Consider the following 24,890-nt stretch of genomic DNA (forward strand, 5'->3'; position numbering starts at 1 on the left):
GCAGGGTTGTGTCGCTGAGCTATGAATCGCCTCACAAAGAAAGGACACGCAGCGCTCTCCGGAGCGCATTCGCGACGTGACGACCTCCGGTGCACAAGTCCATTCCGCTGCATAGACAATGGAGAGACAGATGAGCCTGAACCGCGACTTCTTCTTCGACCAGCTGCGCGAAAAACTCTATCCAAACGGCCTGAACATGGCGCAGGTCGAGGGCCACGAGGCCGTCCTCGATGCCTGGGAAAAGGACCACGCCAAAAGCGACGACCGGTGGCTCGCCTATATCCTGGCGACCGCCTACCACGAATCCGCCTTCACCATGCAGCCTGTCCGCGAGACGCTGGCCAACACCGACGAGCAGGCCGCAGCCAAGCTGGAGGCGGCCTGGGATGCGGGAAAGCTCTCATGGGTGAAGACGCCGTACTGGCGCAAGGATGCCGATGGGAAATACTGGTTCGGCCGCGGACTGGTGCAGATCACCTTCAAGGCGAATTACCGGAAGCTCGGGGATGCCATCGGCGTCGATCTGGTCGCCGATCCCGATCTTGCGCTGGATCTGGACGTGGCCGTCCTGATCATCTTCTACGGCATGCTGAACGGCAGCTTCACCGGCCGCAAGCTGGCGGACTATTTTAACAAGACCAAGGGCGACTGGGTCAACGCCCGCCGGATCGTCAATGGCCTCGACCGCGCCGACACGATTGCTGGCTACGGCAAGATCTATTACGCGGCGCTCAGCTACACGGTTTAGAGGCAACCAGCCTTAGTCGGGCAGGAACCTGCGGACGAGGTCGCGTGCGACACGCTTGGGCTTGCGGGTGGCCGCATCGACGCAGCACCAGGAACTGATGACTTCCGCGGACACATCCTTGCCGCGCTTGAAGATGGTCTTGAACGACGCCCGCGAACCACGGGTCTCCGTCGCCGTCACCAGCGCCTCGACATTGTCGTCGAGGAAAAGCGGCGCACGGTAGGTTATGTCGTGCTTGAGCGCGACCCAGAGCAGGCCTCCCCGGGCCTCGATCGGAGCGACATGCTTCCAGTAGCTGACGATCGTCTCCTGCACCCACTGCAGATAGACGGCGTTGTTGACATGCCCCATCTGGTCGATGTCCCCCGGCGATATCGTGATGCGGTGCTCGAACGTGGGTGTCGGGTGATGCGGCATGTCCTACACTTGGGAGCAGCGGGAGGGCTATTCAATACCGGGGTGAGGAGAGGCTCAGATCCAGCCGGTCTTTTTGAAGCGCATGTAGAGCCCGCCGCAGAGAACGACGATGACGCCGAGCACGACGTAATAGCCGTATTCGGTCTTCAGTTCGGGCATGTTTTCGAAATTCATGCCGTAGATGCCCGCAATCGCAGTGGGCACGGCAAGGATAGCCGCCCAGGCCGCAAGCTGCCGGGTAATCACCCCCTGGCGCTGCTGCTCGAGCAGGTTACTGGCCTCGAAAACGGAGGTGATGACGTCCCGGAGACCGGCAACCATCGATTCCACCCGGTGGACATGGTCGAGCACGTCGCGGAAATAGGGCTTTGCCTCATAGTCGAGACAGGGCAGGTCGAGATGGACGAGCTTGCCGCACAGTTCCGACATCGGCCCGAGGACGCGCTGGAACAGGATGACCTGACGGCGCAGCTGGAACAGGCGGGTGATCTGGGTCCGCTCCAGGAAGGATTCGAGCATGCGGCTTTCCATGCCGAGCACATGGTCCTCGATCGTCTGGACGACCGGCAGGTAGCCATCGACGATGAAATCGATGATCGCATGCAGCACGTAATCCGTGCCGTGGGCCAGCAACTGCGGCGATTCCTCGAGCTGGCCGCGCAGCTGGCTGTGGCCCCGGTCCGATCCGTGCCGGACGGTAATGATGTGGCGCTTGCCGACGAAGATCGCCGTCTCGCCATAGTCGATGTCATCGCCGGTGAGGTGTGCGGTCTTTGCCAGCACGAACAACTGCTCGCCGTAGATATCGAGCTTGGGGACCTGCTTGGCATTCAGCGCGTCCTCGACGGCCAGGCGGTGCAGCCCGAACGAGCGCTGCAGCACCTGCAGTTCGTCGAGGGTCGGATCATGCAGCCCGATCCAGACGAATTCGTTCTCCGCCACCGGCGCAACCGCTGCCGCAATCGGCACCTTCTCGGCCCGCACTCCATCGCGATACAGAAAGGATGCAACAACACTCATGCAAAAGGACCCCGTCTCGGCCCCATGCAACACCCGCATGAACGCCATCTACCGCCGCTATCTAGGCACCCCGCCGCGCGATGTAAGGGCGGGTGCGAATTTTTGCGTGGTGCAAATCGCATCCGTTGGAAGTTGACAATCGTCTGTGGGTTTCAATGTGTGAACCGGTCTTGCAACTGTCACGAAACTGTCAAGCAGCGCGGCTAGCGTCGGGCTCAGTCAAGAGATCGGAGACAGCCATGACATTGAAATTTCTATCCGCCGTGCTCGCAGCCGGAGTTGCAAGCCTTTGCGCCATCGGCGCTGCCGGAGCCGCCGACCAGCCGCACAATGTCATCCTGTTTGTTGCCGACGGTCTCCGCAGCCCCGTTGTCGACGACACCACGGCGCCCAACATGGCGGCGCTCGCCCGCAACGGCGTCTATCTGCGCAACAGCCACTCGCTGTTTCCGACCTTCACCACGGCCAATGCCTCCGCACTGGCGACCGGCCATATGCTTGGCGATACGGGCGATTTCTCGAACACCATCTACACCGGCTTCCAGGTTCCCGGCGCCGGCAAGAGCCTGACGCCGTTTCTCGAAAGCGATCCGGTGCTCGGCGATGTCGACGAGCATTTCTCCGGCAACTACCTGAACGAGGCGACTATCCTGCAGCTGGCCCGCGACAAGGGGTTCGGCACCGCCTCGATCGGCAAGCTCGGTCCCGCACTGATTTTCGACCACACCGAGCGAACCGGCGAAAAGACCATCCTGATCGACGATGCTACCGGCACCGAGAAGGGTATCCCGCTGTCTGCCGAAACGCAGGATCGCCTGAAGGCAGCCGGGCTGCAACTGGCGGCGCCAGGCCGTGGGCCCAACAGCAAGTCGGGCGATTTCCAGACGGCAGGGACGAAATCGGCCAACACCATCCAGCAGGATTATTTCGCTGCCGCCGCCACCCGCGCCGTGCTGCCCGAGCTTGCCGACAAGCACAAGCCGTTCGTCATGGTCTTTTGGTCCCGCGATCCGGATGGCACCCAGCATAGCCAGGGCGACAGCCTCGGCAAGCTGGTGCCCGGCATCAACGGCCCGACCTCGATGGCGGCCATCCGCAATGCCGACGACGATCTCGGCCGCCTGCGCGCTGCCCTGCAGGAACAGGGACTGGCCGACAGCACCGACATCATCGTGACCGCTGACCATGGTTTCTCGACGATTTCGAAGCAAAGCCAGACCAGCGCCGCCGGTAAGGCGAGCTACGCCGACGTCACCCCCGGCCTTTTGCCGGTCGGCTTCCTTTCGCTCGACCTTGCCAAGGCGCTGAGCCTGCCGCTGATCGATCCGGACCAGGATTACAAGGCGATCGACGCCGGCCAGCACCCGAAGAGCGGCAACGGCCTGATCGGCGGGGACAAGGACCACCCGAAGGTGGTGGTGGCTGCCAACGGCGGATCTGACCTGATTTACCTGCCGGACGGCGACAAGGCGATGGCAAAGAACGTCGTCGATGCGCTCCTGAAGCAGGATTACGTCAGCGGCATCTTCGTCGCCAAATCGCTCGGTGCCTTCCCCGGTACACTGTCGCTCGACGACATCGCGCTGGAAGGGTCTGCCGTCACGCCGATGCCGGCCATCGCCGTCAACTTCCGCTCCTTCTCGACGATCTGCGGCCAGCCGGAGCGCTGCACTGCCGAGGTCGCCGACAGCGGACTGCAGCAGGGCCAGGGCATGCACGGATCCTTCAGCCGTGCCGATACCTGGAACTTCCAGGCGATGATCGGCCCGGACTTCAAGTCAGGCTTCGTCGACGCCGCGCCGACCAGCAATGCGGACATCGGCAAGACCATCGCCCGCATCCTCGACCTCAAGACCGAAGACAAGGGCAAGCTCGTCGGCCGCGTCATCACCGAAGCGATGAAGGACGGCACCATGCCCGAGGTCGCCACGAAAATGCTGGTGTCGGAACCGGCCGAAAACGGTCTGAAGACGATCATCGACATGCAGATGGTCGGCGATACCCGATATTTCGACGCCGCCGGCTTCCCCGGTCGCACTGTCGGTCTCACCGTATCGGACGGCACATCGATGAACTGAGGCAGGCCGATCGAGGTTCAAAACGGCGCGATCTCGGCGCCCTGGGAAAAGATCCCTGCCGAGATCGCATTGGACTTTCCCGCTTGATGGACTGAGCCCGGGGCAGCATGCCCCGGTTGAACGCCGGCGGCACGCATGCTAACCGCTGCGACAGACAACGTCCTCGAGGAGTGCCACGCGTGATCCGTCATATCGTCTTCTTCAACGTCGCCGATCGGGCCAATCTGGAGGCGGTCCGGGCAGGCCTGTCGATCCTCACCGAAATTCCTCACGCCCGGCTGCTGGAGATCGGCACCAACGTCAAGACCGACCAGCTCGGCACCGACGTCGACCTCGTCGTCTACGGCGAATTCGACGACGAGGCAGCACTGGCGGCCTACAAGGCCCATCCGAATTACCAGATCTCGATAGAACGCGTCCGGCCGCTGCGCGAGATGCGGATTGCCGCGGACTACGACAGCGAGACGGCGGTGCGGGAGGCGATTTAGGGCGGCGGGGCGTTTGGCTGGCGGATTTCGAGCGGCTGGGTTTGCGGAAAGCGGCGGTCGCTTGAGGGCGCGCGACAGGGATGTCCATTGCTACTGTAATGGCCTACGCCCTTTAAAGCTGCGGTATCTGGGAGCAGCACGTGAGTTTTCAAATGAATACCAAATCTAAACTGTGCCTCGCTCTTGTCCTTTCACTGGTGCTGCTGGTTGCCCGCGCAGAAGCCAGGCCGGCTATGCTGAAACAATCAACGATTGACGGCGTCATGCATGCGATCATAGCACGCTGGAATTTGCCGTCTGATTTGGCGATTCGCGGGCTACGCGCCGAAGTTCGGGTCAACCTGAACACGCGTGGTGAAATCAGCGGCAAACCCGCGCCACATATAACCGGTGGTACCGCCGCTCAGCAGCAAAGATTTGCAGAATTGGTCACTCGAACGATTTTGCAAGCCGCACCGTTTACCGGGTTGCCATTGGACAAGTACAAGTCGTGGAAGACACTGATCGTCAGGTTCGAAGCACAAGCATTTTGAGGACACGTCGCGTTTTCGGGACAGCGTGAACAGACGTTCAAAGCGTGGCGCAGATATCCTCCCAGGCGGGGGAGACATCAGCGTATATGCCAGCGAATTCTAACTTTGCGCAGAGCCCCCTCTGCCCTTTCGGGCATCTCCCCCACAAGAGGAGATCCGTCGAGCCTGCTCTGCCAGCCCCACAGGCTTAAGGCGACTTAATCGCAACTCAAAAGGACATCCCGATGAAACTCCCGTTCACCCTGCCGTGGCGTTCCACGGCGGGCCGCAGGGCTGTGGCCGAGCACAAGGCAAGCGGCTCGATGATGACGTTGACGTCCGAGGGTCGGGCGCACTGGACGGGGCGGTCCTATGGGGCGCTGGCGCGTGAGGGGTTCATGAAGAACCCTGTGGCGCATCGTTCGGTGCGGCTGGTGGCCGAGGCGGCGGCATCTGTCTCCTGGCTGCTCTACGAGGGTGACCGGGAAGTTGGCGAGCATCCGTTGCTGTCACTGATGCGACAGCCGAACGGGCGCAAGGCGGGCCCGGATTTCTTCGAAGCGCTGCACGGCCATTTGCTTCTGTCGGGCAATGCCTATGTCGAGCCGCTCATAGTCGGCGGCGCGTTGCGCGAGCTGCACCTGCTGCGGCCGGATCGTGTCGCCATCGTCGAGGGCCGCGATGGCTGGCCGGAAGCCTATGAATACCGCGTTGGCGGCCTCGTGCGCCGCTTTGCTGCCGAGAGCGATGGCCTGACGCTGCTGCACCTGAAACTGTTTCATCCGCTCGACGACCATCTTGGCTTTCCGCCGCTGGCAGCTGCCCAGGTGGCGCTCGATCTGCACAATGCCTCCTCCACCTGGAACAAGGCGCTGCTCGACAATTCGGCGCGGCCATCGGGGGCGCTCGTCTACCAGCCGAAGGAGGGCGGCAACCTGTCGCCGGACCAGTACGAACGGCTGAAACAGGAACTCGACGAAGGCTATTCCGGGCCGATGCGGGCCGGCCGGCCGCTGCTTCTCGAAGGCGGGCTGGACTGGAAGTCGATGGGCCTGTCGCCGAAGGACATGGATTTCGTCGAGGCCCGCAATGGCGCTGCCCGTGATATCGCGCTGGCTTTCGGGGTGCCGCCGATGTTGCTCGGCATCCCCGGCGACAACACCTATGCCAACTACCAGGAGGCCAATCGCGCCTTCTACCGGTTGACCGTCCTGCCGCTGCTAACCCGCACCGCCTCGGCGCTCTCCCTGTGGTTTGCCACGGCTTATGGCGAAGGCCTGCGGCTGGAGCCGGATCTCGACAAGATCGCCGGCCTTGCCGCCGAACGCAGCGAATTATGGGCCCGTGTCGGCCAGGCGGATTTCCTGACAGACGCCGAAAAGCGCCAGGCGGTGGGTTATTGAGGTGGCGCCCGAAATTTGTTATACATCGTATAACAAGATAAGGAGCTTCCCGATGACAAAGCCCGTCCTCTCAGACCCCATCGCCCTGCGTATTCCGGAAGACATCCTGAAGGACATCGAAACCATCGCCAAGGTCTCCGAGCGCAGCCGCAGCTGGGTGATTGTCAGGGCACTGAAATATTACCTGATGCAGGAAGGCAATGACATCCTGCAGATCATGGAAGGCGAGGAACAGATTCGCAATGGCGAGGTCATCGACGCTGAGGATCTGTTTGCAGAGTTACTATCTCCCGTGCAACATGATGCTGCATGAGAAAAATCATTCTTTCGGCAAATGCCGGAGACTATCTGCGGTGCGAGAAGGCCTATCTCGCAAGCTTCAATCCGCGAGCATCAGACACCGCAATGAGACAGCTTCGCTCGGCATTCCGGCTGCTGGCCGGATACCCCCAGGCGGGCGTCGCGGATACAAAGCTGCCGGGTCGTCGGATTTACGTGGCCGGCAATTACATCATCGCTTACCGCGTCGAGCCGGACGCCATCAAGATTTCCTATATCCGGCATGGGCGCCAGCAGGCGCCTGATCTCGACAAGGACGAAGGCGCGGATATTCCCGACACGGATTAGTTCCGAGATTAAATCAAGCCATGTGGGGCCGGCAGCAGCAATTTAGCCGCCCGTTATCCGCTCATTCAAAATATCAAGTTCCTCGCCAAGCCAGCGAAGTTCGGGCGCGAACGGATTCAAAAGACTCACTGAAATCGGAACCTGCCGTCCCATGCCGAGCATGGTCGACGCTGGCAGCGGCATGCGACATCCCGTTCCTAAACCGGAGATCTTAACAATGGCGCACCTTCCAGGCGAGACTTCGCTGTGGGCGACGAGGCTCGTCGGCGCTTCGGCGGGGGCGGCTGTGTCGCTGATCTATCTGCTGCCTAAAACCCGTCGCGAGGCGGCCATGCGCTTTTTCACAGGCCTTGCCTGTGGCCTGATCTTCGGCGGTCCGACAGGCGTCTGGGCGTCCGAGCGGCTCAATGTCTCGCACGTGCTGGCAGCATCGGACATCATGCTTGCCGGCTCCGCCGCCGCCAGCCTCTGCGCCTGGTGGGCCCTCGGCATCCTGTCGCGGCTTGCCGACCGCTACGGCCAGAAACACGACGCCTGACGGGAGCGCCTAAACCGCCCCTGACGGGAGCCGGTAGACCGCCCCTGACAGAAGCGGGCCACTGCCCCTGACGCCATCAACATCGCAATCCGGAGACTTCGCCATGACCGCACCCAGCGTGTCTGCTCGATCCCCCATGGGCATCGACAGCTGCAAATTTGCCAGTCTCGAACTCAGGGGCCTCACCCGCGACGGCAGCTTTTCCGGCTATGCCAGCGTCTTCGGCGAGGTCGATCTCGGCAGCGATCGCGTCGAGCGCGGCGCCTTTGCCCGGTCGCTCGCCACCCGCGGTGCATCGGGCATCCGCATGCTGTTCCAGCACGACCCGTCCGAGCCGATCGGCGCCTGGAAGACCATCCGCGAGGATGAGCGCGGCCTCTATGTCGAGGGCCAGCTGGCAGACGGTGTGGCGCGTGCCCGTGAGGTGCATCAGCTCTTGAAAAATTCCGCCCTCGATGGCCTGTCCATCGGCTTTCGTACCGTCAGGGCCCGCACCGACGCAAAGTCCGGCGTGCGGCACATCCTGGAAGCCGACCTCTGGGAAATCTCGGTAGTCACCTTTCCGATGCTGCCGTCGGCGCGTGTCCAGAATGTCAAGAATGCGCGGTGGTTCCGCGACAGGGAGACCGAGCTCGTCCGCCACATCAGGCGGGCGGCGCGGCAATTGATGACCGAAACCTTCAAACAAGGATGATCGCATGAGCGAGCAGACAGCGACGGCACCGCGCGGTGGTGCCATGGAAATCAAGACAGTGCCGGAAACCGTGGGGGCTGCCTTCGAAGAATTCATGGAGGCGTTCGAAGCCTTCAAGGATGTCAACGACCGGCGCCTCGGCGAGATCGAGGGCAAGCTGACATCGGACGTGGTGACGCGCGAAAAGGTCGACCGCATCAACAAGGCGATGGACGATCACAAGAAGGTCCTCGACCAGCTGGTGCTGAAAAAGGCCCGCCCGCCGCTCGGTCGCAGCCTTCCAGGCTCCGTCGATGCCGCCGAACACAAGGCGGCCTTCGAGACCTACATTCGCCGTGGCGACGCGTCGGGATTGCGCGAGATCGAAGCCAAGGCGCTGTCGGTCGGTTCCAACGGGGACGGCGGCTATCTGGTGCCCGACCAGACCGACACCGAGATCGGTCGCCGCCTGTCGGTGGTCTCGCCGATCCGTGCGCTGGCGACGGTTCGCCAGGTGTCCGGCTCGGTGCTGAAGAAGCCGTTCACCACGCAGGGGCTTGCCTCCGGCTGGGTGTCGGAAACTGCCGCCCGGCCGCAGACCACCGCGCCGCAGCTGGCCGAGCTGACCTTTCCAACGATGGAACTCTATGCCATGCCGGCCGCCACCCAGGCGCTGCTCGACGATGCCGCCGTTGACATCGAGAGCTGGATTTCCAGCGAGGTCGACATTGTCTTTGCCGAGCAAGAGGGTACCGCGTTCGTCACCGGCGATGGCGTCGCCAAGCCGAAAGGGTTTCTGGCGTACCCATCGGTGGCGGATGCCGGCTGGAGCTGGGGTAATCTCGGCTATATCGCCACCGGTGCTGCCGGTGCCTTTCGCACCGCCGGGCCGACGGACGTGCTGATCGATGCCGTCTATGCGCTGAAGGCCGGCCATCGCCAGAACGGCAATTTCGTCATGAACCGCCGCAGCCAGGCAACCATCCGCAAGTTCAAGGATGCCGATGGCAACTATCTCTGGCGGGCGCCGTCTGCCGCCGGACAGCCGGCCTCGCTGATGGGCTTCCCGATTACCGAAGCGGAGGACATGCCGGATATCGCCGCCGATGCGCCGGCCATTGCCTTCGGCGATTTCCGCGCCGGCTACCTCGTCGTCGACCGCACTGGTATCCGCGTCCTGCGCGATCCCTATTCGGCCAAACCCTACGTGCTGTTCTACACCACCAAGCGCGTCGGCGGCGGCGTGCAGGATTTCGAGGCGATCAAGCTGATCAAGTTCTCGGTCAGCTGAAGCACCCCTCATCCGCCTGACTGCACCTTCTCCCCGAGGGGAGAAGGGAATGCCGGCACCGCCTCTCGCTCCATCTCCCTCTGCCTTCGGGGAGAGGGCAGGGTGAGGGCGCGGGCCGCCTACTCGATCTCATATGAAAGATGTCCCATGACCTATGCCCAGATCACTCCGCCCTCAGCGGAGGCGTTGACGCTCGCCGGGGTGAAGGCCCATCTGCGGCTGGATACGTCCGACGAAGACGAGCTTGTTGCCGGCCTGATCGCGGTTGCCCGCGAGCATCTGGAGCGCAGCACAGGCCTTTGCCTGATGACCCAGCGCTGGCGTCTCTATCTTGATTCAATCTGTGAAGACGGCGTGATTCCGATTGCCAGGGGCCCGGTGCAAGCCATTGTTGCCATTACCGTTTATGACGAGCTCGGCCAGCCCTCGATAGTCCCGCTCGAAGGTTATGTGCTGGATGGCATCAGGCAACCGGCGCGGCTTATGCTCCGCCAGCGCCTGTCGTCCGGTCGCGCCGTCAACGGTATCGAAATCGATTTCGTCGCCGGTTTCGGCCCGACCGCCAACGATGTGCCGGACACGCTGAAGCGGGCAATGCTGACCCATGTGGCGCAGATGTTTTCGTGCCGCGGCGTCATCGGCATCGAGGACCAGCCGGCGCTGATCCCGCCCGGCTACGACCGGCTGGTTGCGCCCTTCCTGCTCCGGAGCCTTTGACCATGCGCTCGACCTTCTTCGACCCCGGCCGCATGACCGCCCGGCTCAATCTGGAGGCGCCGCTCGAAACGCCAGACGGCCAGGGTGGCGTTACCCGGACCTTCGTCGAGACGGCATCGTGCTGGGCGCTGATCGAGCCGGTCAGCGGGTCGGTGGAAGAGGAAGCGTCGAGCGAGATATTCAGGCGCACGCACCTGATCTGGCTGCGCTGGCGCAGCGATGTCGTGCCCGGCATGCGGCTTCGCAAGGGCAACCGGCTGTTCTCTATCGGCGGCACGCAGGACCCCGACGATAGCCGCCGGTATCTGATCTGTCATTGCCAGGAGAAGTCGGTATGACCGCCCTTTCGACATATACCCTGCCAGACCTCGCGGCAGTGCTGGCAAAGCTCTTGGCTTCCGGCAACGCGCCTTTTCGGCACCCGGCAGGCAAGGAGACCCGACGATGAGATCCGCTGCCAACGAGTTGTTGCAGGCCATCCACACCGCGCTTGCCGGCAGCATATCCCTGACAGAGACGATCGGTAGCGACGGTATTCGCGATCGGCTTGTCACCGGCCGGCAATTGCCGTGCATCGTCGTTTCCGAACTCGCCAGCAACGATTATTCGACATCCACCGAGCCCGGAGAGGAGCATTTTCTGACGCTGCAGGTCTGGTCCGATGCTGCCGGCCAGCGGCAGGCCCAGCAGATCGCCGCCATCGTCGGCAGTCTCCTGCAGGACGCGTCCCTGCCACTTGCCACATACGCGCTGGTCAATTTCCGCCATCTCGCAACGAAGGCAAGGCGCGAGCCGAAGACGCGGCTGTTTTGCGCCGAGATGCGGTTTCGGGCGGTGACCGAGTAGAGATGGCAGCGACCGGCTATGGCTCTCACGCTTGCGCCAGCACGGCACCCACCGCCGTTGCCCGCCGCACCAATAGTCCGAGCGCCAGGATCAGCATGAGTGCGCCCGACGAGAGAACGACACAGACGCCCAGCGCAGTCGGCGCTCCGGCGTAATCGAGGACGGCGGTGAAGACTACAGGGGCAGTGGCATTGGCGAGGTTCTGCGGCAGCGATAATCGTGCGGAATGCAGGCCGTACTCGCTTGGCGAAAACAGCGCCAGCGGCAGCAGCGCCCGCGCGACCGCCATGACGCCGGAGCCGAACCCGAACAGCAGCGTGAAAATGACAAGCTGCGCCGTGGACGCTCCGAAAAGCAGCAGGAGCAGGAAGCTCGTGACCATGAGGCCTATGCCGATGATGGCGCTCAGCACCGGGTTGCCGCGCCGGCCAAGCAGCATGTCCATCAGCCGCGCGGAAATACCGATGACACCGCGTGCCGAACCGAGTTGCAGCGCCAGTGCCGGCGACGCGCCGTATTGCCGGAAGATCTCGAGCAGCGACGGGGCCAGCCCGAAGGTCACGAAGGTGGATATCGTCGTCGCCGATGCTATCAGCAGGAAGGCCTTGCGCCGGCCCGCCGGTGACAGCGGTACAGGCGGCGTCAGGTGTCCGGGCTCGCCTCTTTCGACGACGACAGGCTTCGGCAGGGCAAATAGATAAAGCGGCAGGCAGAGACAAAGGTGCAGGGCGGCGCAGGCGACATAAGTTCCCCGCCATCCGAGATGGGCATTGAGCAGGGTCAGGATAGGCCAGAAAAGGGTGGCCGAGAGGCCGGTAAACAGCATCATGATGGTGATGATGCGCTTGCCGTTCATCCCCTCGCGCTCGATGACGGCGGCATAGGCCGGTGCATTCAGCCCGAGCGCACCGCCGAACCCGATGACAAGCCAGGCGATCCCGTAGACGACGATACCGTTTGCCGCCGAAAGCAGCAGCAGGCCGACTGCAAAGACGATCGATGAGGCTGCAAGCACACGCGCCGCGCCGTAGCGGCCAAGCCAGCGACCGGTGACCGGGCTGCAGAGGCCGCTGACTACCATCATCAGGGTCAGGCCGGAAAAGACCACCTCGTTGGGAAGGCTGAGATCGGGCGCTACGATGCGCCCCATCACGCCGAGCATGTCGAAGCTGGTGCCCCAGCTGATAAGCTGCGTGATGCTGAGGACGGCAACGATCTGGGCCGAGCGCGGTGAGAAGGCTTTGGGCATGAAAAGCGGTGCTTTGTGACCTGTTTGTGACCTTGCGTAGCAGCTTGGCCGAGGCGTTGAAAGTGACATCTCGATGACGTCCGGACGCTGCCTTTTGCCGATGTCCGGCGCGCAGAAAATTCCGGTTTTGCAAGCGCCGGTTACGGCGCATTTTCCTTGAAAGGATATCCCGATGGTCGCGCAGAAAGGCAAGGACCTGCTGTTGAAGATCGACAATGGCGGCGCTTACGAGACGGTGGCGGGCCTGCGCAGCAAAAAGCTGTCGTTCAACGCCGAGACGGTGGATATCACCGATGCCGAGAGCGCCGGGCGGTGGCGCGAGCTTCTTGGCGGCGCCGGCGTCCAGCGCGCCGGGCTTTCCGGTTCGGGCCTGTTCAAGGATCATGCGTCGGACGCCCTGATCCGAACCGCCTTTTTCAACGGATCGATCCTCTCCTGGCAGATTGTCATTCCCGATTTCGGCACCGTCAGCGGTGCGTTCCAGGTATCGGCGCTCGATTATGGCGGCGAGCACAATGGCGAGGTTACCTTCGATATCGCACTGGAATCGGCAGGCGTCATCACCTTCGGGGTGCTGTGATGCTGCGCCCGCGCACAGGTGCCCGCGCCAATCGTCGCCGCGGCGAGATCGAGGCGGAAATCGACGGCGAGCGCCGCATCCTCTGCCTGACGCTCGGCGCACTGGCCGAACTCGAGACCGCGTTTGCTGCCGACGATCTCGCCGGCCTGGCGGCAAGATTTTCGCAAGGCGGCCTTAAGGCGGCCGATCTCATCCGCATCCTCGGTGCCGGCCTGCGGGGAGGCGGTAACGTCTATTCCGACGACGACGTCGCGGCGGCCGGCATCGGCGGCGGCATCGCTGCCACGGCGGCTATCGTTGGCAATCTGCTGGCGGCAACGTTTCTCGGCGATCAGGAGCAGGCATCGCCGGGCCCTCGCTAGCCGCAGCAGGCGAGGCAGTTGACGGGGCCGACAGGGCAGGGCCAGCAGCCTTTCCCTGGCATCGTGCCTTGCATGTCGGCCTCTGCCTGCTGCGGCTTCCCCCCGGCATATTCTGGGCGATGACGCCCATTGAATTCCACGCCATGGCCGGAGGCCTGTCGCCGCACAGTTCGTCGCTCGACCGCGCCGGACTGGCCGCAATGATGGTGCTCTTTCCGGACTGATCCCATCAAACGTTGCACCGAGCTGCAGGAACCCGATGACCGAAACAACCGATCTCTCAGACACCAACACCGAGGCGCAGGCCTTGAAGCATACCCTCGACGATCTCGACAGCCGCTCACGGTCGTTCGGTTCGGCGCTCGGCAGCGCACTGACGTCTGCGACCACAGGCGGCAAGGGGCTCGACAGCGTGTTGCAGGGCCTTGCCAGCCGGCTGACCAATATCGCCCTGTCGGCCGGGTTGAAGCCGCTCGAAACGGCACTCGGCGGCGCTGCGGACAGCCTGAGCAGCGGCATCGGCAAGCTGTTCGGCTTTGCCAAGGGTGGCGTACCCGGGAACGTAACGGCCTTTGCCGACGGCGGTGTAGTAGCCTCGCCAACCTATTTTCCGATGGGCAGCGATCTCGGGCTTATGGGCGAGGCGGGCTCCGAAGCGATCCTGCCGCTGAAGCGCGGCTCCGACGGCTCGCTCGGAGTGGCGAGTTCAGGCGGCGGCGGTTCGTCCGTTGTCGTCAACATCACCACGCCGGATGTCCAGGGCTTCCAGAAAAGCCAGGCGCAGATTTCCGCCATGCTGGCGCGCACGGCACTGCGCGGCCAGCGCAATCTTTGAGGCTACCGATGACCCTCGCATTCCACGATATCCGCTTTCCGCTGCGCCTGTCGCTGGCCACCAGCGGCGGGCCGGTGCGGCGCACCGATATTGTCAACCTGTCGAACGGCCGCGAAAGCCGCAACAGCCGCTGGCGCGATGCCCGCCGCAGCTACGACGCCGGCTCTGGCGTCCGCTCTGTCGCCGATCTCTATGAGGTACTGGCGTTCTTCGAGGCCCGCAGCGGCCAGCTTTCCGGCTTCAGGTTTCGCGATCCCATCGACTTCGCATCCGCACCGCCCGGCGCACCGGTGACGGCCCTCGACCAGCCGATCGGCACGGGTGACGGCACGACGACCAGTTTCCCGCTTACGAAGACCTATGCAGATATGGCCGGGCAGTCCGTGCGCGGGATCGCAAAGCCGGTGGCCGGCTCTGTGCTGGTGGCCGTCGGAGGCATCGCCGTTCCGGCAGGCGACGTCTCCTGCGATCCGGCGACAGGCCTTGTCGTCTTTGCAAGCCACGCCATTCCGGCGGCGGGTGTTTTAGTGACCGCCGGCTTTGCCTTCGATGTCCCCGTAAGGTTTGCCATCGACCGCATCGATATCAGCCTGTCCGCCTTTCAGGCGGGCCGCATCCCTTCCATTCCCCTGGTGGAGATCTTGCCATGAGAACGATCGATCCGGCGCTGGCTGCCCATCTCGCCGGCGACGCCACAACGTTGTGCCATTGCTGGCGTGTCATCCGCCGCGACGATATCGTTCTTGGCTTCACCGACCACGACCATGACCTTGATTTTCTTGATACACGTTTTCTCGCGGCAAGCGGCTTTGCAGCCAGCGACGGCGAGGAACAGGCCGGATTGCCAGCAACCACCAGCGATGTCACCGGAGGCTTCTCAAGCGATGCCATTTCCGAGGCGGACCTCGCCGCCGGCCGCTACGACGCGGCTCGTGTTGAGGTCTATCTCGTCAACTGGTCCGCGCCCGACCAGCATCTGCTCCTGAAGGTGCAGGAGATCGGCGCTGTCACCCGCCAGATCGGCCAGTTCCAGGCGGAGTTGCGCAGTCTCGCCGCCCGCCTCTCCGAACCGCAGGGACGCATCTACAACCGCCGCTGCGACGCCATCGTCGGCGACCCCAGGTGCGGCATCGATCTCGCCTTGCCGCAATACCGCGCTGAGGGACTTGTCGCGTCCGTGGAAGATGCAACCAGGATGACGCTAACCGGCATTGCCGGGTTCGCTGACGGCTATTTCGCGCGAGGCAGCATGGTTCTTCTCGATGGGCGAAACAGTGGCACGGCCGCCGATGTCGATAGCCATTCGACCAGCGGCGCGGTAACGCAACTGACCCTTTGGCTGCCCCTGTCAGACGCGCCCGAGATCGGCACCCGCGTTGCGCTGACGGCCGGCTGCGACAAGGCGTTCACCACCTGCCGCGCCAAGTTTGCCAATACTGCCAATTTTCGCGGCTGCCCGCACATGCCGGGCGCCGACTTTGCCTACACCTACGCGGACGGGACGAGCCTGCACGACGGGAGCCCGTTGTTTCCATGAGCGAAGATGTTGCACGACAGGTGCTGGAGATTGCCGAAAGCTGGATTGGCACGCCCTACAGGCACCAGGGCGCCAGTAAAGGCGTGGGGTGCGATTGCCTTGGTCTCGTCAGGGGTATCTGGCGCGGACTCTACGGTGAAGATCCGGAGTTGCCTCCTGCTTACGCGCAGGACTGGGCGGAGCGCAGCGGCGAAGACCGTCTGTTGAACGCAGCGCTTCGGCATTTCGGACCATCCGGGTGCCTCGAAAATGCAAAGCCGGGCGATCTCCTCCTGTTTCGCTGGCGAGCGGAGCATGCTGCCAAGCATGCCGGTATTCTCGATCATGCCGGACATTTCATCCACGCCTACGAACAGGCAGCCGTGATCCGCTCGCCATTCGTACCGTCCTGGCGCAGACGGGTGGCCGCCACGTTCCGCTTCCCGCCGCGTTAGACAAGGGCGGTCACTTGCAAAAGGGCGCAACCTTTAGTATTTTGAAGTGGTGAGCGAAGCGCTAACCTCGCTCACCGTTTGCCTACGCTATGATGTGGACCCGGACGGTTACAAACCAGCCCGTCCGGGTTTTTCTCACAGTAAGCGTGATGCTAAGTGGAAACCACCACATAACCTCACCTCCATGTTCGAGAGCAAGGCCTTTGCCAATGCCGGCGTAGCCAATGCTCGCCGACGCGCCGGCTGGTACGACGCTTTCTGCTTCTGCTCCCGATCTTTGACGACAATACAATTTAAAAGGGTATTTTCAAGCGCGGGATTTCCCGGCGCTGACCTCCCTTGTCCAACTCAGCGAGATGTTCATGGCAACCATCCTCTTTCAGGCGGCGGGTGCTGCTCTCGGTAGTGTTTTCGGACCGGTCGGCGCGATGATCGGCAGGGCCGCAGGTGCGTTGGCGGGCAGCGTCGTCGATAAGGCGCTGATCAACGGCAGCCGCACCGTTTCGGGTGCGAGAATGGCGACGGCGCGCATTCCGGGTGCCGACGAAGGGGCGGCAATCATCCGGCTCTACGGCACTGCACGACTGGGAGGCACCTTGATATGGGCGACCCGTTTCGAGGAGGAGGTCTCCACCGAGCGCTCCGGCGGCAAGTCGACCGGGTCGCGTGTCGAGACATTCCGCTATTTCGCCAACTTCGCCGTCGGCCTTTGCGAGGGACCCATCGCCTGCATCCGCCGCGTCTGGGCGGATGGCAAGGAGGTGGATCTGACCCAGATCGAGATGCGCGTCTACAGAGGCTCCGAAGACCAACTGGCGGATCCGCTGATCGAGGCCAAGCAGGGCGCAGGCCATGCACCGGCGTACCGGGGAATTGCCTACGTCGTCTTCGAACGACTGCCACTCGATACATTCGGTAATCGCATTCCGCTGTTCCAGTTCGAGGTGGTGCGGCCGATCGGGCGCCTGGAGCGGCAGATCCGCGCGGTAACGATCATTCCGGGCTCGACAGAGCACGGTTACAGCACGACCCGGGTAACCGAAAAAACCGGTGCCGGCAGCATGCGCGCCATCAACCGCAACGTGTTGACAGCGACGACCGATTGGCAGGCCTCGCTCGACGAACTGACGGCACTATGTCCCAATCTGAAAAGCGTCGCACTCGTCGTTGCCTGGTTCGGCACCGATCTGCGCGCCGGGCACTGCCGCATCGTTCCCGGCGTGGAGACGCTGGCCCGTGACAGCGAGAGCAGTCGGTGGTCCGTGTCGGGTATCAACCGCGCGGACGCCCATCTGATCAGCCTCAGCGAGGGTACGCCTGCTTATGGCGGCACCCCGGATGACGCCAGCGTATTGCAGGCAATCGCCGATCTCAGGCAGCGCGGGCTGGGCGTTTTCATCTACCCGTTCCTGATGATGGATATTCCGCTCGGCAACGGGCTCCCGGATCCGGAAGGGGCAGGGGAGCAGGCGGCCTATCCGTGGCGCGGCCGGATCACCGCCTTCCCGGCGATCGGCAGGCCCGGCACGGTGGACCGGACAGCTGTGGCGGGCGCACAGGTTGCAGCTTTTTGCGGCGCGGCCTCCTCAACCGATTTTTCCATGGACGGCGCGGCGGTCGCCTATCACGGCACTGACGAAGGTTATCGCCGCATGCTGCTGCACTACGCCCATCTGGCTGTTGCAGGGGGTGGCGTCGACGGGTTCATCATCGGTTCGGAACTTCGTGGGTTGACGCAACTGCGCGATGCCGGCGGCAGCTTTCCCTTCGTACAGGCTCTGGCGACGATGGCGACAGACATCCGTGCCATCGTCGGCCCCGCGACAAGGCTCACCTATGGCGCCGACTGGAGCGAATATTTCGGCTACCATCCAGACGACGGCTCCGGCGACGTCTATTTCCATCTCGACCCGCTGTGGGCCTCGCCGGATATCGACGCCGTCGGCATCGACAATTACATGCCGTTGTCCGACTGGCGCGACGATGACCTCGCAAAGGCCAATCCCGACGGCTTCCGCATCCAGGACGATCTTGCGGGCATGACGGCGGCAATCGACAGCGGTGAAGGCTTCGACTGGTACTACTCAAGCGCCGCTGACAGGATTGCGCGGGACCGGTCGGCGATTTCGGACGGCCTTGCGGCAAAGCCCTGGGTGTTTCGCTACAAGGATATCGGTAGCTGGTGGAGCAGCCTTCATTATGAGCGCGTCGGGGGTGTCGAGCGCACCACGCCGACAGCCTGGGTACCCCATGCAAAGCCGATTTGGCTGACGGAACTTGGATGCCCGGCAATGGACAAGGGCGCCAACCAGCCGAACGTCTTTCTCGACCCGAAATCGGTGGAATCTGCCGCGCCCTATTTCTCCAACTGCATGCGTGCCGACAGCGTTCAGCGCCGCTTTCTCGAGGCCCACCACGATCACTGGGCCGGCTCCGGCGTCGTCGATCCCAATCGTATTTTCGTCTGGACCTGGGATGCGCGGCCTTATCCTGCTTTCCCTGTCGATACCGGCCTTTGGAGCGATGGGAGTAACTGGCGGACGGGGCACTGGCTGAACGGACGGCTCGGCGCCGGCACCCTAGCCGACGTTATCGCTGCCATCCTGACGGATCAGAATTTCACCGATTTCGATGTTTCCGAGGTGAGCGGAGACCTCTCCGGCTATGCCCAGGGAGATGTCACCTCCGCTCGCGACATGCTGACGCCGCTCCTTGAGATCTTCCAGATCGACGTGATCGAGGACGGTCCTGTGCTACGGTTTCGCTCGAGGGCTGCGGCCAGCCTGGCTCCCATTCTTATTTCCGCCGTCGTCGATGTCGAAAGCCAGCCGCTCTGGCAGGAAACGCGCGGCCACGACAGCGATTTCGCCGCCGAGGCCATCGTCACTTTCTACGACCCCCTGGCCGACTACGAGCAGGCCAGCGTCCGCTCGAGGCGGGCACCCTCTGCATCGAATCGCGTGCTCCGCAACGATCTCGGCGCCGTCGTGCCGGAGGAAGCGGCGCTGCAGGCAGCCGAAAATCTGTTGCGCGACAACAGGGCCTCGCGCCGCTCGGTCACCCTGTCGCTTTCGCCGACAGCCAGTCACCTCCAGCCGGGCGATGTGATTTCCATGGCAGATGGCCCCGAAGGCCGCTTCCTGGTGACCCGCATTGAGGACGGTGCCGCGCGAAGTATCGAAGCGCGCGAGTTCGCATCGCTTGGCGGCGGCGCGATCGCAGCCTCGACGCCGGTAAAGGCGAGTGGCGGCGGGGCGGCCTCTGATGTCTTTGCCCCTGTCGTCGAACTGATGGACCTGCCGCAGTTCGAAAGCGGCTCGCCAAGCGATTTTGCATGCGGTGCCGTCTACGCCCGACCGTGGCGCACGACCGTCCTGTCCTCGTCACCATCCACCGAGGCGTTTGCCCGGCGCGTGATGCTCGACCGTCCGGCAAAGATAGGCTCGGTCGTGGCGCCACTATTTCCCGGCGTCAGCGGTCGGTTCGACTGGTCGCAGTCGCTTACCGTCGATCTTGCCTATGGCGGGCTGGAGTCGGCACTGAAGATCTCGGTGCTCAACGGCGCCAATCGCTTTGCGGTGCAGAGCGTCCCGGGAATGTGGGAAATCGGCGCGTTCATCGAGGCGGAGGAAATTGCGGCTAAACGCTGGCGGCTGTCAGGCCTGCTGCGCGGGCTGGCGGGAACGGAGGATGCTACGGCGGCAGGCATTGCCACACATGCTCCGTTCGTCATACTCGACGCGGCCGTCAAACCGCTCGGCCTTGCCAGCGGCGAGATGGGCCTGCACCTCAACTGGATCGCCGAGGCGCCAGGATCGAACGACCGGGCAGGACCCATCGTCTTTGCAGGCGGTATCCGCGCCGAGACGCCGCTGTCGCCGGTCCACATCGCCGGGAGCCGGAATGCGGAAGGGGCGGCTGTCTTCACCTGGATACGCCGGGGGCGGATCGATGCGGACAACTGGATACCGTCCGACATTGCCCTCGACGAGCCGACCGAGCGCTACCGTGTCGATCTCATGCAGGGCGGGGTGCTGAAACGGCGGGTCGAGGTCGTTACGGCCGGATGGACCTATTCGGCGGGCGACGAGATCGCCGATTTCGGCGCGACCCAGCCCCATCTTGAGATTGTCATTTCGCAGATGGGCCAGCGGGTGCCGATCGGCATTCCGGCCGCTGCCGTCGTGGCAGTCTAGTTTTCAACCAGAGGAGTAGAGCATGGAAGACGGGAAACACTGGTACTATTCGAAGACGATCTGGGGCGCGTTGCTGGCGATCGGGTCGTCCGTCCTGCAGATGAAGGGGCTTCAACTTGGCGAGGCGGACCAGGCGACGATCGTCAACTCCGCCGTTTCGATCGCCGGCGCAGTGGGCGGATTGCTGGCAGTCTACGGCCGCATCGCTGCCAGCACCGCGATCAAAGCCAGCTAGCCAACGCTGCTTTCGGGGAATGCCGTTCCCCATACAGGATGGGCACAGGATATCTATGCCCATTCATTTGCCATTCAGACGGCTTTGAGTAACTATTCGCTCACGTTATTGTCCCCCACGGAAGTTAATGAGCATGGCATCATCCTTGAGCGTAGCAGCGGTACTCGCCATCATGGCGGGATCGGCTGTGTTGCCGGTGACGACGCCGACGCTTGTCGCGCGAGCGAAGTCGGATTGCAGCGATGCGGCGTCGCAGGTGGTCGAGAAGACCGGCGGGCAGCTTCTGTCCGTCCAGCCGTCCGGCGACAGCTGCGTCATAACAGTTCTCGTTCAGGGCAATGGGGAGCGCCCGCGTAAGGTGACTGTAAAGGTTCCGATGTAGGAGGAGCCTCGTCAGGTATCGCGAATCGTTAGGAATTGGGCGGAAACATGCGCATTCTCGTAGTTGAAGACGACGTCACACTGAACCGGCAGCTTGCCGACGCGCTGAAAGAGGCCGGCTACGTCGTCGATGTCGCTTTCGATGGTGAAGAGGGACACTATCTCGGCGATACCGAGCCATACGACGCCATCATCCTCGACATCGGCCTGCCGGAAATGGACGGCATCACCATGCTGGAAAAATGGCGTGCGTCCGGCAAGGGAATGCCGGTGCTGTTGCTGACGGCCCGCGACCGCTGGAGCGACAAGGTCGCCGGCATCGACGCCGGTGCCGACGACTACGTGGCCAAACCATTCCATGTGGAAGAAGTGCTCGCCCGCATCCGTGCGCTCATCCGGCGGGCTGCCGGCCATTCCTCCTCCGAAATCACCTGCGGCCCGGTGCGGCTCGACACCAAAAGCTCAAAGGCGAGCGTCGATGGCAAGCCGTTGAAACTCACCTCGCACGAGTATCGCCTGCTCGCCTATCTCATGCATCACAAGGGCGAGGTGGTCTCGCGCACCGAGCTCGTCGAGCACATGTACGATCAGGATTTCGACCGCGATTCCAATACCATAGAAGTATTTGTGGGCCGCTTGCGCAAGAAAATGGGAGTTGATCTCATCGAAACGGTCCGGGGGTTGGGCTATCGTATTCAAGCGCCGACCAATGATAATTAAGTCTCTCACCGCCCGCGTCCTGCTGCTGACCACGATCTGGTCTGCCATGGCGCTGGTGGCCATCGGCTTCGTCATCTCGACCCTATACCGAAATAGCGCGGAGCGCGGTTTCCAAGACCTCTTGCGGGCGCAGCTTAATAACGTCATCAATTCCGTCACTATCGGCGAACAGGGCACGCTGACAGGCAACCCACAACTCGGCGACCTGCGCTATGCCCAGCCGAAGACAGGCTGGTACTGGATCGTTGAGCCGCTAGGCACCTTCACGTCAGCGCCGTTGGTGTCCCCCTCGCTGGGTTCGGTCAACCTGCCGGTCCTGTCAGTGATGGAAGCGCCTTTCAACAAGTCCTACGAACGGTACTACATCGTCACCGACAGCGTCGGCAACCGGGTCCAGGTGGCAGAGACGGAGATCGTGTTCGTCGAAGGGGATGGCCGTGCGGCACGGTTCCGGGTGACCGGCAATATCGGCGTCATCGAAGCCGATGTCGAAACCTTTTCCCACAGCCTCTATCTAGCGTTGGGCGTCTTCGGGATCGGCAGCCTGATTGTCAACGCGCTTGCCATTCTTTACGGCCTCAGGCCGCTCGACGAGGCGCGTGGTGCTCTCGAGCGCATCAGGGCGGGTGAAAGCGAGCGGCTGCAGGGCGATTTCCCACGCGAAATCCTGCCGCTTGCCAACGAAGTCAATGCGCTGATCGACAGCAATCGCCGCATCGTCGAGCGGGCCCGCATGCAGGTCGGCAATCTCGCCCACTCGCTGAAGACGCCGATCGCCGTGCTGCTGAACGAGTCGCGCGTGCTGGATCAGTCGCATGGCGATCTCGTCAAAGGTCAGGCCGAGGCCATGCAGGGCCAGGTGCAGTCCTACCTCAACCGCGCCCGCATCGCAGCCCAGCGGGAATCGGTACTTGCCCGGACCGACGTAGAGCCGGCGCTTGAGCGCCTGGTTCGGGTGATGCGGCGGCTGAATACCGAGATCGAGTTCCAGCTCACTGTCTCCCCCGGTCTGGCGCTGGCGATGGAGCAGCAGGATCTGGAGGAAACGGTGGGCAATCTGCTCGAGAACGCCGCCCGCTTTGCGAAGACAAAGGTGATTGTCACAGCCAGCGAGGCCGCCCCGGACGTGAAGGGTCTCGATCCCGCCCGGCGCCACTGGGTCGCGCTTACCGTCGAGGACGATGGTCCGGGACTGGAGCCCGATCAGATCCGCGAGGCGATGAAACGCGGCCGCCGTCTCGACGAGACGAAGCCCGGCACAGGCCTTGGCCTGTCGATCGTCAGCGAGATCACCGCGGAGTATCAGGGAGTGCTGACCCTCTCGCGCGGCAGCGCGGGTGGTTTGCAGGCAGCCTTAATTCTGCCGGGCATCGTAAAGGATGTTGCGTGAGAGACGGCATGATGACAGAAAGATCATACGCGCCATGGGGATGCCCTGTGGAGACCACGGAACGATATTTTATTTTTTTGGCAGTTAATTCTGGTTCGGTTGCATGAAGCTTGGCATTTCCTCTTTGACCGCTGCCGCCCTCCTGGCCGCCCTGTCCCTATCCGGCTGCAGCACTACAGCTGGAAAAGGCGCTCTGGCGCGCCTGTCGCCGATCAAGAGCAACTCCTCGGCGACCTTCATTACTGCGCTCGACGGTGGCATAATCGGCAATACCGGGCTGACGATGAGCGACAACGACAAGCAGCGCGCGCTGGAAGCGGAATATCGCGCCCTGGAGGCAGCCCCGGGCGGCCAGCCGGTGGTCTGGAGCGGCCGTACGATGAGCGGCCAGGTGGTCGCCGCTGCGCCCTACCAGGTGGGATCGCAGAATTGCCGCCAGTACACCCATACTGTCACTGTCGACGGCAAGCAGACCGTCGCACGCGGCTCCGCCTGCCGCAACGACAACGGCACCTGGACACCGCTGGAATAGGTTTTCGGTCTAGTCGGGAAATGAGAGCGTCAAGCTCTCTGTGTCCAGCACAGCGTCGCGGCCGATCGGAACGACGAGCGGCGACATGCCGTGCCCGAGCGGCAGTCCGCCGAGAACCGGAACGCCGAGCGTTTCGAGATGCTCCCTTAGAATATCGATGGCTGACATTACACGCGGCGTCTCGAACCCGGTGAACTGGCCAAGCGCTATTCCGGCCACGCCCTGAAGGTGTCCCGCCTTGCGGAGCATTGTGAGTTGGCGATCCAACTGCCCACGCATCATGTTGACTGCCTCTAGCAACAGGATGGCGCCAGCCAGCGGTGGCAGTGCCCAGCCCGCAGTCGTTGCCACCATATCGAGATTGCCGCCGATAAGCGGACCCCTTACATGGCCGGATGTGGTGAGCGCCGCAGTCAACTCGTCCGGTCGCGAGAAGATGGAGGCATGACCCGGCAGCATCAGCGCCTCGTGCATGGCCTCGCAATTTTCTGCATCGAAGGCTCCGTCGGCATTTGGCATGACGGCACCGTGAAGCCCGACCAGGCCGCAGTGGCGATAAAGGCTGAGATGCAGCGCGGTGATGTCGCTGAAGCCGACCATGAATTTCGGATCCCTGCGGACGGCGTCGAAGTCGAGACGGTCGGCGATGCGGTAGGAGCCCTTGCCACCCCGCGTCGCGAAAATGGCGCGAATCCCAGGATCCTGGAATGCTGCGTTGACGTCGGCCAGCCGGTCGTCGTCTTCGCCGGCAAGATATCCTTTTTTATCGAAGATGTGGTTGCCGAACTCGACCTGCAGCCCCCAGCCTTCGAGGATCGCGGTCTGGGCAAGCACACTTTCTCGCTCGGGAGGGCTGGCTGGCGAAACGAGCCGGACCCTGTCGCCAACCGTCAGCGTCGGTGGGATGACGGCCATCGGTATCTCCCGTCGCGTCGAATGATGCACAAGACTTAGCGGCGATGATACGGCCCGGCAAGCGGCTGCAAAATCCCGGCATGATTGCGCCTCACTGCGCCTCTAGGATGCTTGCGACCAATCGCCTCAAATCTCTGCGATTATCGCTTTGGTGATTGGAATGTCT

Annotated in this window: 31 protein-coding genes; 26 read left to right on the forward strand and 5 right to left on the reverse strand. The window is 63.0% G+C overall.

Translation table 11 applies throughout. From position 1 onward, the window contains the following. Positions 1–130 precede the first annotated feature (130 nt). A complete protein-coding gene (locus J5274_RS09505) occupies positions 131–748 on the forward strand; it encodes a glycoside hydrolase family 19 protein (protein ID WP_142824382.1) in 618 nt (205 codons plus the stop codon). 12 nt (positions 749–760) lie between these two features. Here the strand turns inward: J5274_RS09505 and J5274_RS09510 are convergent, their stop codons facing one another. Both J5274_RS09510 and J5274_RS09515 read right to left on the reverse strand, forming a co-directional pair. Continuing rightward, the gene (locus J5274_RS09510; RefSeq protein WP_219274571.1) at positions 761–1,165 is read right to left on the reverse strand and encodes a thioesterase family protein; all 405 of its coding nucleotides are present in this window, start codon (positions 1,163–1,165) and stop codon (positions 761–763) included. A gap of 54 nt (positions 1,166–1,219) precedes the next feature. Next, on the reverse strand, positions 1,220–2,185 hold the full coding sequence (locus J5274_RS09515) for a magnesium and cobalt transport protein CorA (RefSeq protein WP_142824384.1): 966 nt from the start codon (positions 2,183–2,185) through the stop codon (positions 1,220–1,222). Positions 2,186–2,424: 239 nt separating this feature from the next. On the opposite strand from J5274_RS09515, the gene J5274_RS09520 reads away from it, so the two are divergent. The 6 genes from J5274_RS09520 to J5274_RS09545 all read left to right on the forward strand — a co-directional run bounded on the left by J5274_RS09520 (position 2,425) and on the right by J5274_RS09545 (position 7,293). Next, positions 2,425–4,263, forward strand: a complete 1,839-nt coding sequence (locus J5274_RS09520) for an alkaline phosphatase family protein (protein WP_219274572.1) — start codon at positions 2,425–2,427, stop codon at positions 4,261–4,263. 179 nt (positions 4,264–4,442) lie between these two features. Beyond that, entirely contained in the window at positions 4,443–4,751 is a 309-nt protein-coding gene (locus tag J5274_RS09525) for a Dabb family protein (protein ID WP_142824386.1), read from the forward strand. A 140-nt stretch (positions 4,752–4,891) separates the two neighbouring features. After that, positions 4,892–5,284, forward strand: coding sequence for a hypothetical protein (locus J5274_RS09530; RefSeq protein ID WP_142824387.1), 393 nt, complete (start codon positions 4,892–4,894; stop codon positions 5,282–5,284). Positions 5,285–5,508: 224 nt separating this feature from the next. Next, entirely contained in the window at positions 5,509–6,666 is a 1,158-nt protein-coding gene (locus tag J5274_RS09535; protein ID WP_142824388.1) for a phage portal protein, read from the forward strand. A 52-nt stretch (positions 6,667–6,718) separates the two neighbouring features. Continuing rightward, complete coding sequence (locus J5274_RS09540; RefSeq protein WP_142824389.1) at positions 6,719–6,979, forward strand: CopG family ribbon-helix-helix protein; 261 nt, start codon at positions 6,719–6,721, stop codon at positions 6,977–6,979. Beyond that, positions 6,976–7,293: a type II toxin-antitoxin system RelE/ParE family toxin gene (locus J5274_RS09545; protein WP_142824390.1), complete on the forward strand. Its 318-nt coding sequence runs from the start codon at positions 6,976–6,978 to the stop codon at positions 7,291–7,293. Before J5274_RS09540 ends, J5274_RS09545 begins: the two co-directional genes overlap by 4 nt. 42 nt (positions 7,294–7,335) lie before the next feature. On the opposite strand, the gene J5274_RS09550 is transcribed toward J5274_RS09545, so the two are convergent. Then, complete coding sequence (locus J5274_RS09550) at positions 7,336–7,476, reverse strand: hypothetical protein (protein ID WP_153816482.1); 141 nt, start codon at positions 7,474–7,476, stop codon at positions 7,336–7,338. A 34-nt stretch (positions 7,477–7,510) separates the two neighbouring features. On the opposite strand from J5274_RS09550, the gene J5274_RS09555 reads away from it, so the two are divergent. The 6 genes from J5274_RS09555 to J5274_RS09580 all read left to right on the forward strand — a co-directional run bounded on the left by J5274_RS09555 (position 7,511) and on the right by J5274_RS09580 (position 11,358). Continuing rightward, the gene (locus tag J5274_RS09555; protein ID WP_142824391.1) at positions 7,511–7,831 is read left to right on the forward strand and encodes a DUF6107 family protein; all 321 of its coding nucleotides are present in this window, start codon (positions 7,511–7,513) and stop codon (positions 7,829–7,831) included. A gap of 103 nt (positions 7,832–7,934) precedes the next feature. Then, positions 7,935–8,525, forward strand: a complete 591-nt coding sequence (locus J5274_RS09560; protein ID WP_202617138.1) for an HK97 family phage prohead protease — start codon at positions 7,935–7,937, stop codon at positions 8,523–8,525. A 4-nt stretch (positions 8,526–8,529) separates the two neighbouring features. Next, on the forward strand, positions 8,530–9,795 hold the full coding sequence (locus tag J5274_RS09565) for a phage major capsid protein (RefSeq protein ID WP_142829884.1): 1,266 nt from the start codon (positions 8,530–8,532) through the stop codon (positions 9,793–9,795). A gap of 147 nt (positions 9,796–9,942) precedes the next feature. Next, positions 9,943–10,512, forward strand: a complete 570-nt coding sequence (locus J5274_RS09570) for a head-tail connector protein (RefSeq protein WP_142829882.1) — start codon at positions 9,943–9,945, stop codon at positions 10,510–10,512. Between the two features lie 2 nt (positions 10,513–10,514). Continuing rightward, a complete protein-coding gene (locus J5274_RS09575) occupies positions 10,515–10,850 on the forward strand; it encodes a phage head closure protein (protein WP_142829880.1) in 336 nt (111 codons plus the stop codon). Between the two features lie 106 nt (positions 10,851–10,956). Continuing rightward, positions 10,957–11,358: a DUF3168 domain-containing protein gene (locus J5274_RS09580; RefSeq protein WP_142829878.1), complete on the forward strand. Its 402-nt coding sequence runs from the start codon at positions 10,957–10,959 to the stop codon at positions 11,356–11,358. A 25-nt stretch (positions 11,359–11,383) separates the two neighbouring features. Here the strand turns inward: J5274_RS09580 and J5274_RS09585 are convergent, their stop codons facing one another. Continuing rightward, positions 11,384–12,607, reverse strand: coding sequence for an MFS transporter (locus tag J5274_RS09585; protein WP_202617156.1), 1,224 nt, complete (start codon positions 12,605–12,607; stop codon positions 11,384–11,386). Between the two features lie 172 nt (positions 12,608–12,779). Here J5274_RS09585 and J5274_RS09590 point away from each other — a divergent pair, with 172 nt between their 5' ends. The 13 genes from J5274_RS09590 to J5274_RS09650 all read left to right on the forward strand — a co-directional run bounded on the left by J5274_RS09590 (position 12,780) and on the right by J5274_RS09650 (position 23,809). Further along, the gene (locus tag J5274_RS09590; protein ID WP_111220336.1) at positions 12,780–13,187 is read left to right on the forward strand and encodes a phage major tail protein, TP901-1 family; all 408 of its coding nucleotides are present in this window, start codon (positions 12,780–12,782) and stop codon (positions 13,185–13,187) included. Next, the gene (locus J5274_RS09595; protein WP_142829875.1) at positions 13,187–13,549 is read left to right on the forward strand and encodes a gene transfer agent family protein; all 363 of its coding nucleotides are present in this window, start codon (positions 13,187–13,189) and stop codon (positions 13,547–13,549) included. The genes J5274_RS09590 and J5274_RS09595 overlap by 1 nt, the downstream gene beginning before the upstream one ends. After that, complete coding sequence (locus J5274_RS09600) at positions 13,531–13,773, forward strand: rcc01693 family protein (protein ID WP_219274950.1); 243 nt, start codon at positions 13,531–13,533, stop codon at positions 13,771–13,773. The genes J5274_RS09595 and J5274_RS09600 overlap by 19 nt, the downstream gene beginning before the upstream one ends. A gap of 35 nt (positions 13,774–13,808) precedes the next feature. After that, entirely contained in the window at positions 13,809–14,384 is a 576-nt protein-coding gene (locus tag J5274_RS09605; RefSeq protein ID WP_219274573.1) for a phage tail tape measure protein, read from the forward strand. Positions 14,385–14,392: 8 nt separating this feature from the next. Further along, on the forward strand, positions 14,393–15,034 hold the full coding sequence (locus tag J5274_RS09610) for a DUF2460 domain-containing protein (protein WP_143122960.1): 642 nt from the start codon (positions 14,393–14,395) through the stop codon (positions 15,032–15,034). After that, positions 15,031–15,921: a DUF2163 domain-containing protein gene (locus J5274_RS09615; RefSeq protein WP_219274574.1), complete on the forward strand. Its 891-nt coding sequence runs from the start codon at positions 15,031–15,033 to the stop codon at positions 15,919–15,921. The genes J5274_RS09610 and J5274_RS09615 overlap by 4 nt, the downstream gene beginning before the upstream one ends. Then, the gene (locus tag J5274_RS09620) at positions 15,918–16,355 is read left to right on the forward strand and encodes an NlpC/P60 family protein (protein ID WP_142829866.1); all 438 of its coding nucleotides are present in this window, start codon (positions 15,918–15,920) and stop codon (positions 16,353–16,355) included. The genes J5274_RS09615 and J5274_RS09620 overlap by 4 nt, the downstream gene beginning before the upstream one ends. 362 nt (positions 16,356–16,717) lie before the next feature. Next, on the forward strand, positions 16,718–20,551 hold the full coding sequence (locus J5274_RS09625) for a glycoside hydrolase/phage tail family protein (protein ID WP_219274575.1): 3,834 nt from the start codon (positions 16,718–16,720) through the stop codon (positions 20,549–20,551). 22 nt (positions 20,552–20,573) lie between these two features. Next, entirely contained in the window at positions 20,574–20,786 is a 213-nt protein-coding gene (locus tag J5274_RS09630) for a hypothetical protein (protein WP_142829862.1), read from the forward strand. A 133-nt stretch (positions 20,787–20,919) separates the two neighbouring features. Continuing rightward, complete coding sequence (locus tag J5274_RS09635) at positions 20,920–21,168, forward strand: hypothetical protein (protein WP_142829860.1); 249 nt, start codon at positions 20,920–20,922, stop codon at positions 21,166–21,168. 47 nt (positions 21,169–21,215) lie between these two features. Beyond that, complete coding sequence (locus J5274_RS09640; RefSeq protein WP_111220345.1) at positions 21,216–21,887, forward strand: response regulator transcription factor; 672 nt, start codon at positions 21,216–21,218, stop codon at positions 21,885–21,887. Beyond that, on the forward strand, positions 21,877–23,277 hold the full coding sequence (locus tag J5274_RS09645) for a HAMP domain-containing sensor histidine kinase (RefSeq protein ID WP_142829858.1): 1,401 nt from the start codon (positions 21,877–21,879) through the stop codon (positions 23,275–23,277). Before J5274_RS09640 ends, J5274_RS09645 begins: the two co-directional genes overlap by 11 nt. A 103-nt stretch (positions 23,278–23,380) precedes the next feature. After that, positions 23,381–23,809 carry a hypothetical protein gene (locus J5274_RS09650; protein ID WP_219274576.1) on the forward strand — a complete coding sequence of 143 codons (429 nt, stop codon included), beginning with the start codon at positions 23,381–23,383 and terminating at the stop codon, positions 23,807–23,809. A 9-nt stretch (positions 23,810–23,818) separates the two neighbouring features. On the opposite strand, the gene J5274_RS09655 is transcribed toward J5274_RS09650, so the two are convergent. Further along, the gene (locus J5274_RS09655) at positions 23,819–24,724 is read right to left on the reverse strand and encodes an LD-carboxypeptidase (protein WP_219274577.1); all 906 of its coding nucleotides are present in this window, start codon (positions 24,722–24,724) and stop codon (positions 23,819–23,821) included. Positions 24,725–24,890: the final 166 nt, after the last annotated feature.

The sequence above is a fragment of the Rhizobium sp. L51/94 genome, assembly GCF_019355555.1.
GTDB classification, from domain to species: domain Bacteria; phylum Pseudomonadota; class Alphaproteobacteria; order Rhizobiales; family Rhizobiaceae; genus Rhizobium; species Rhizobium rhododendri.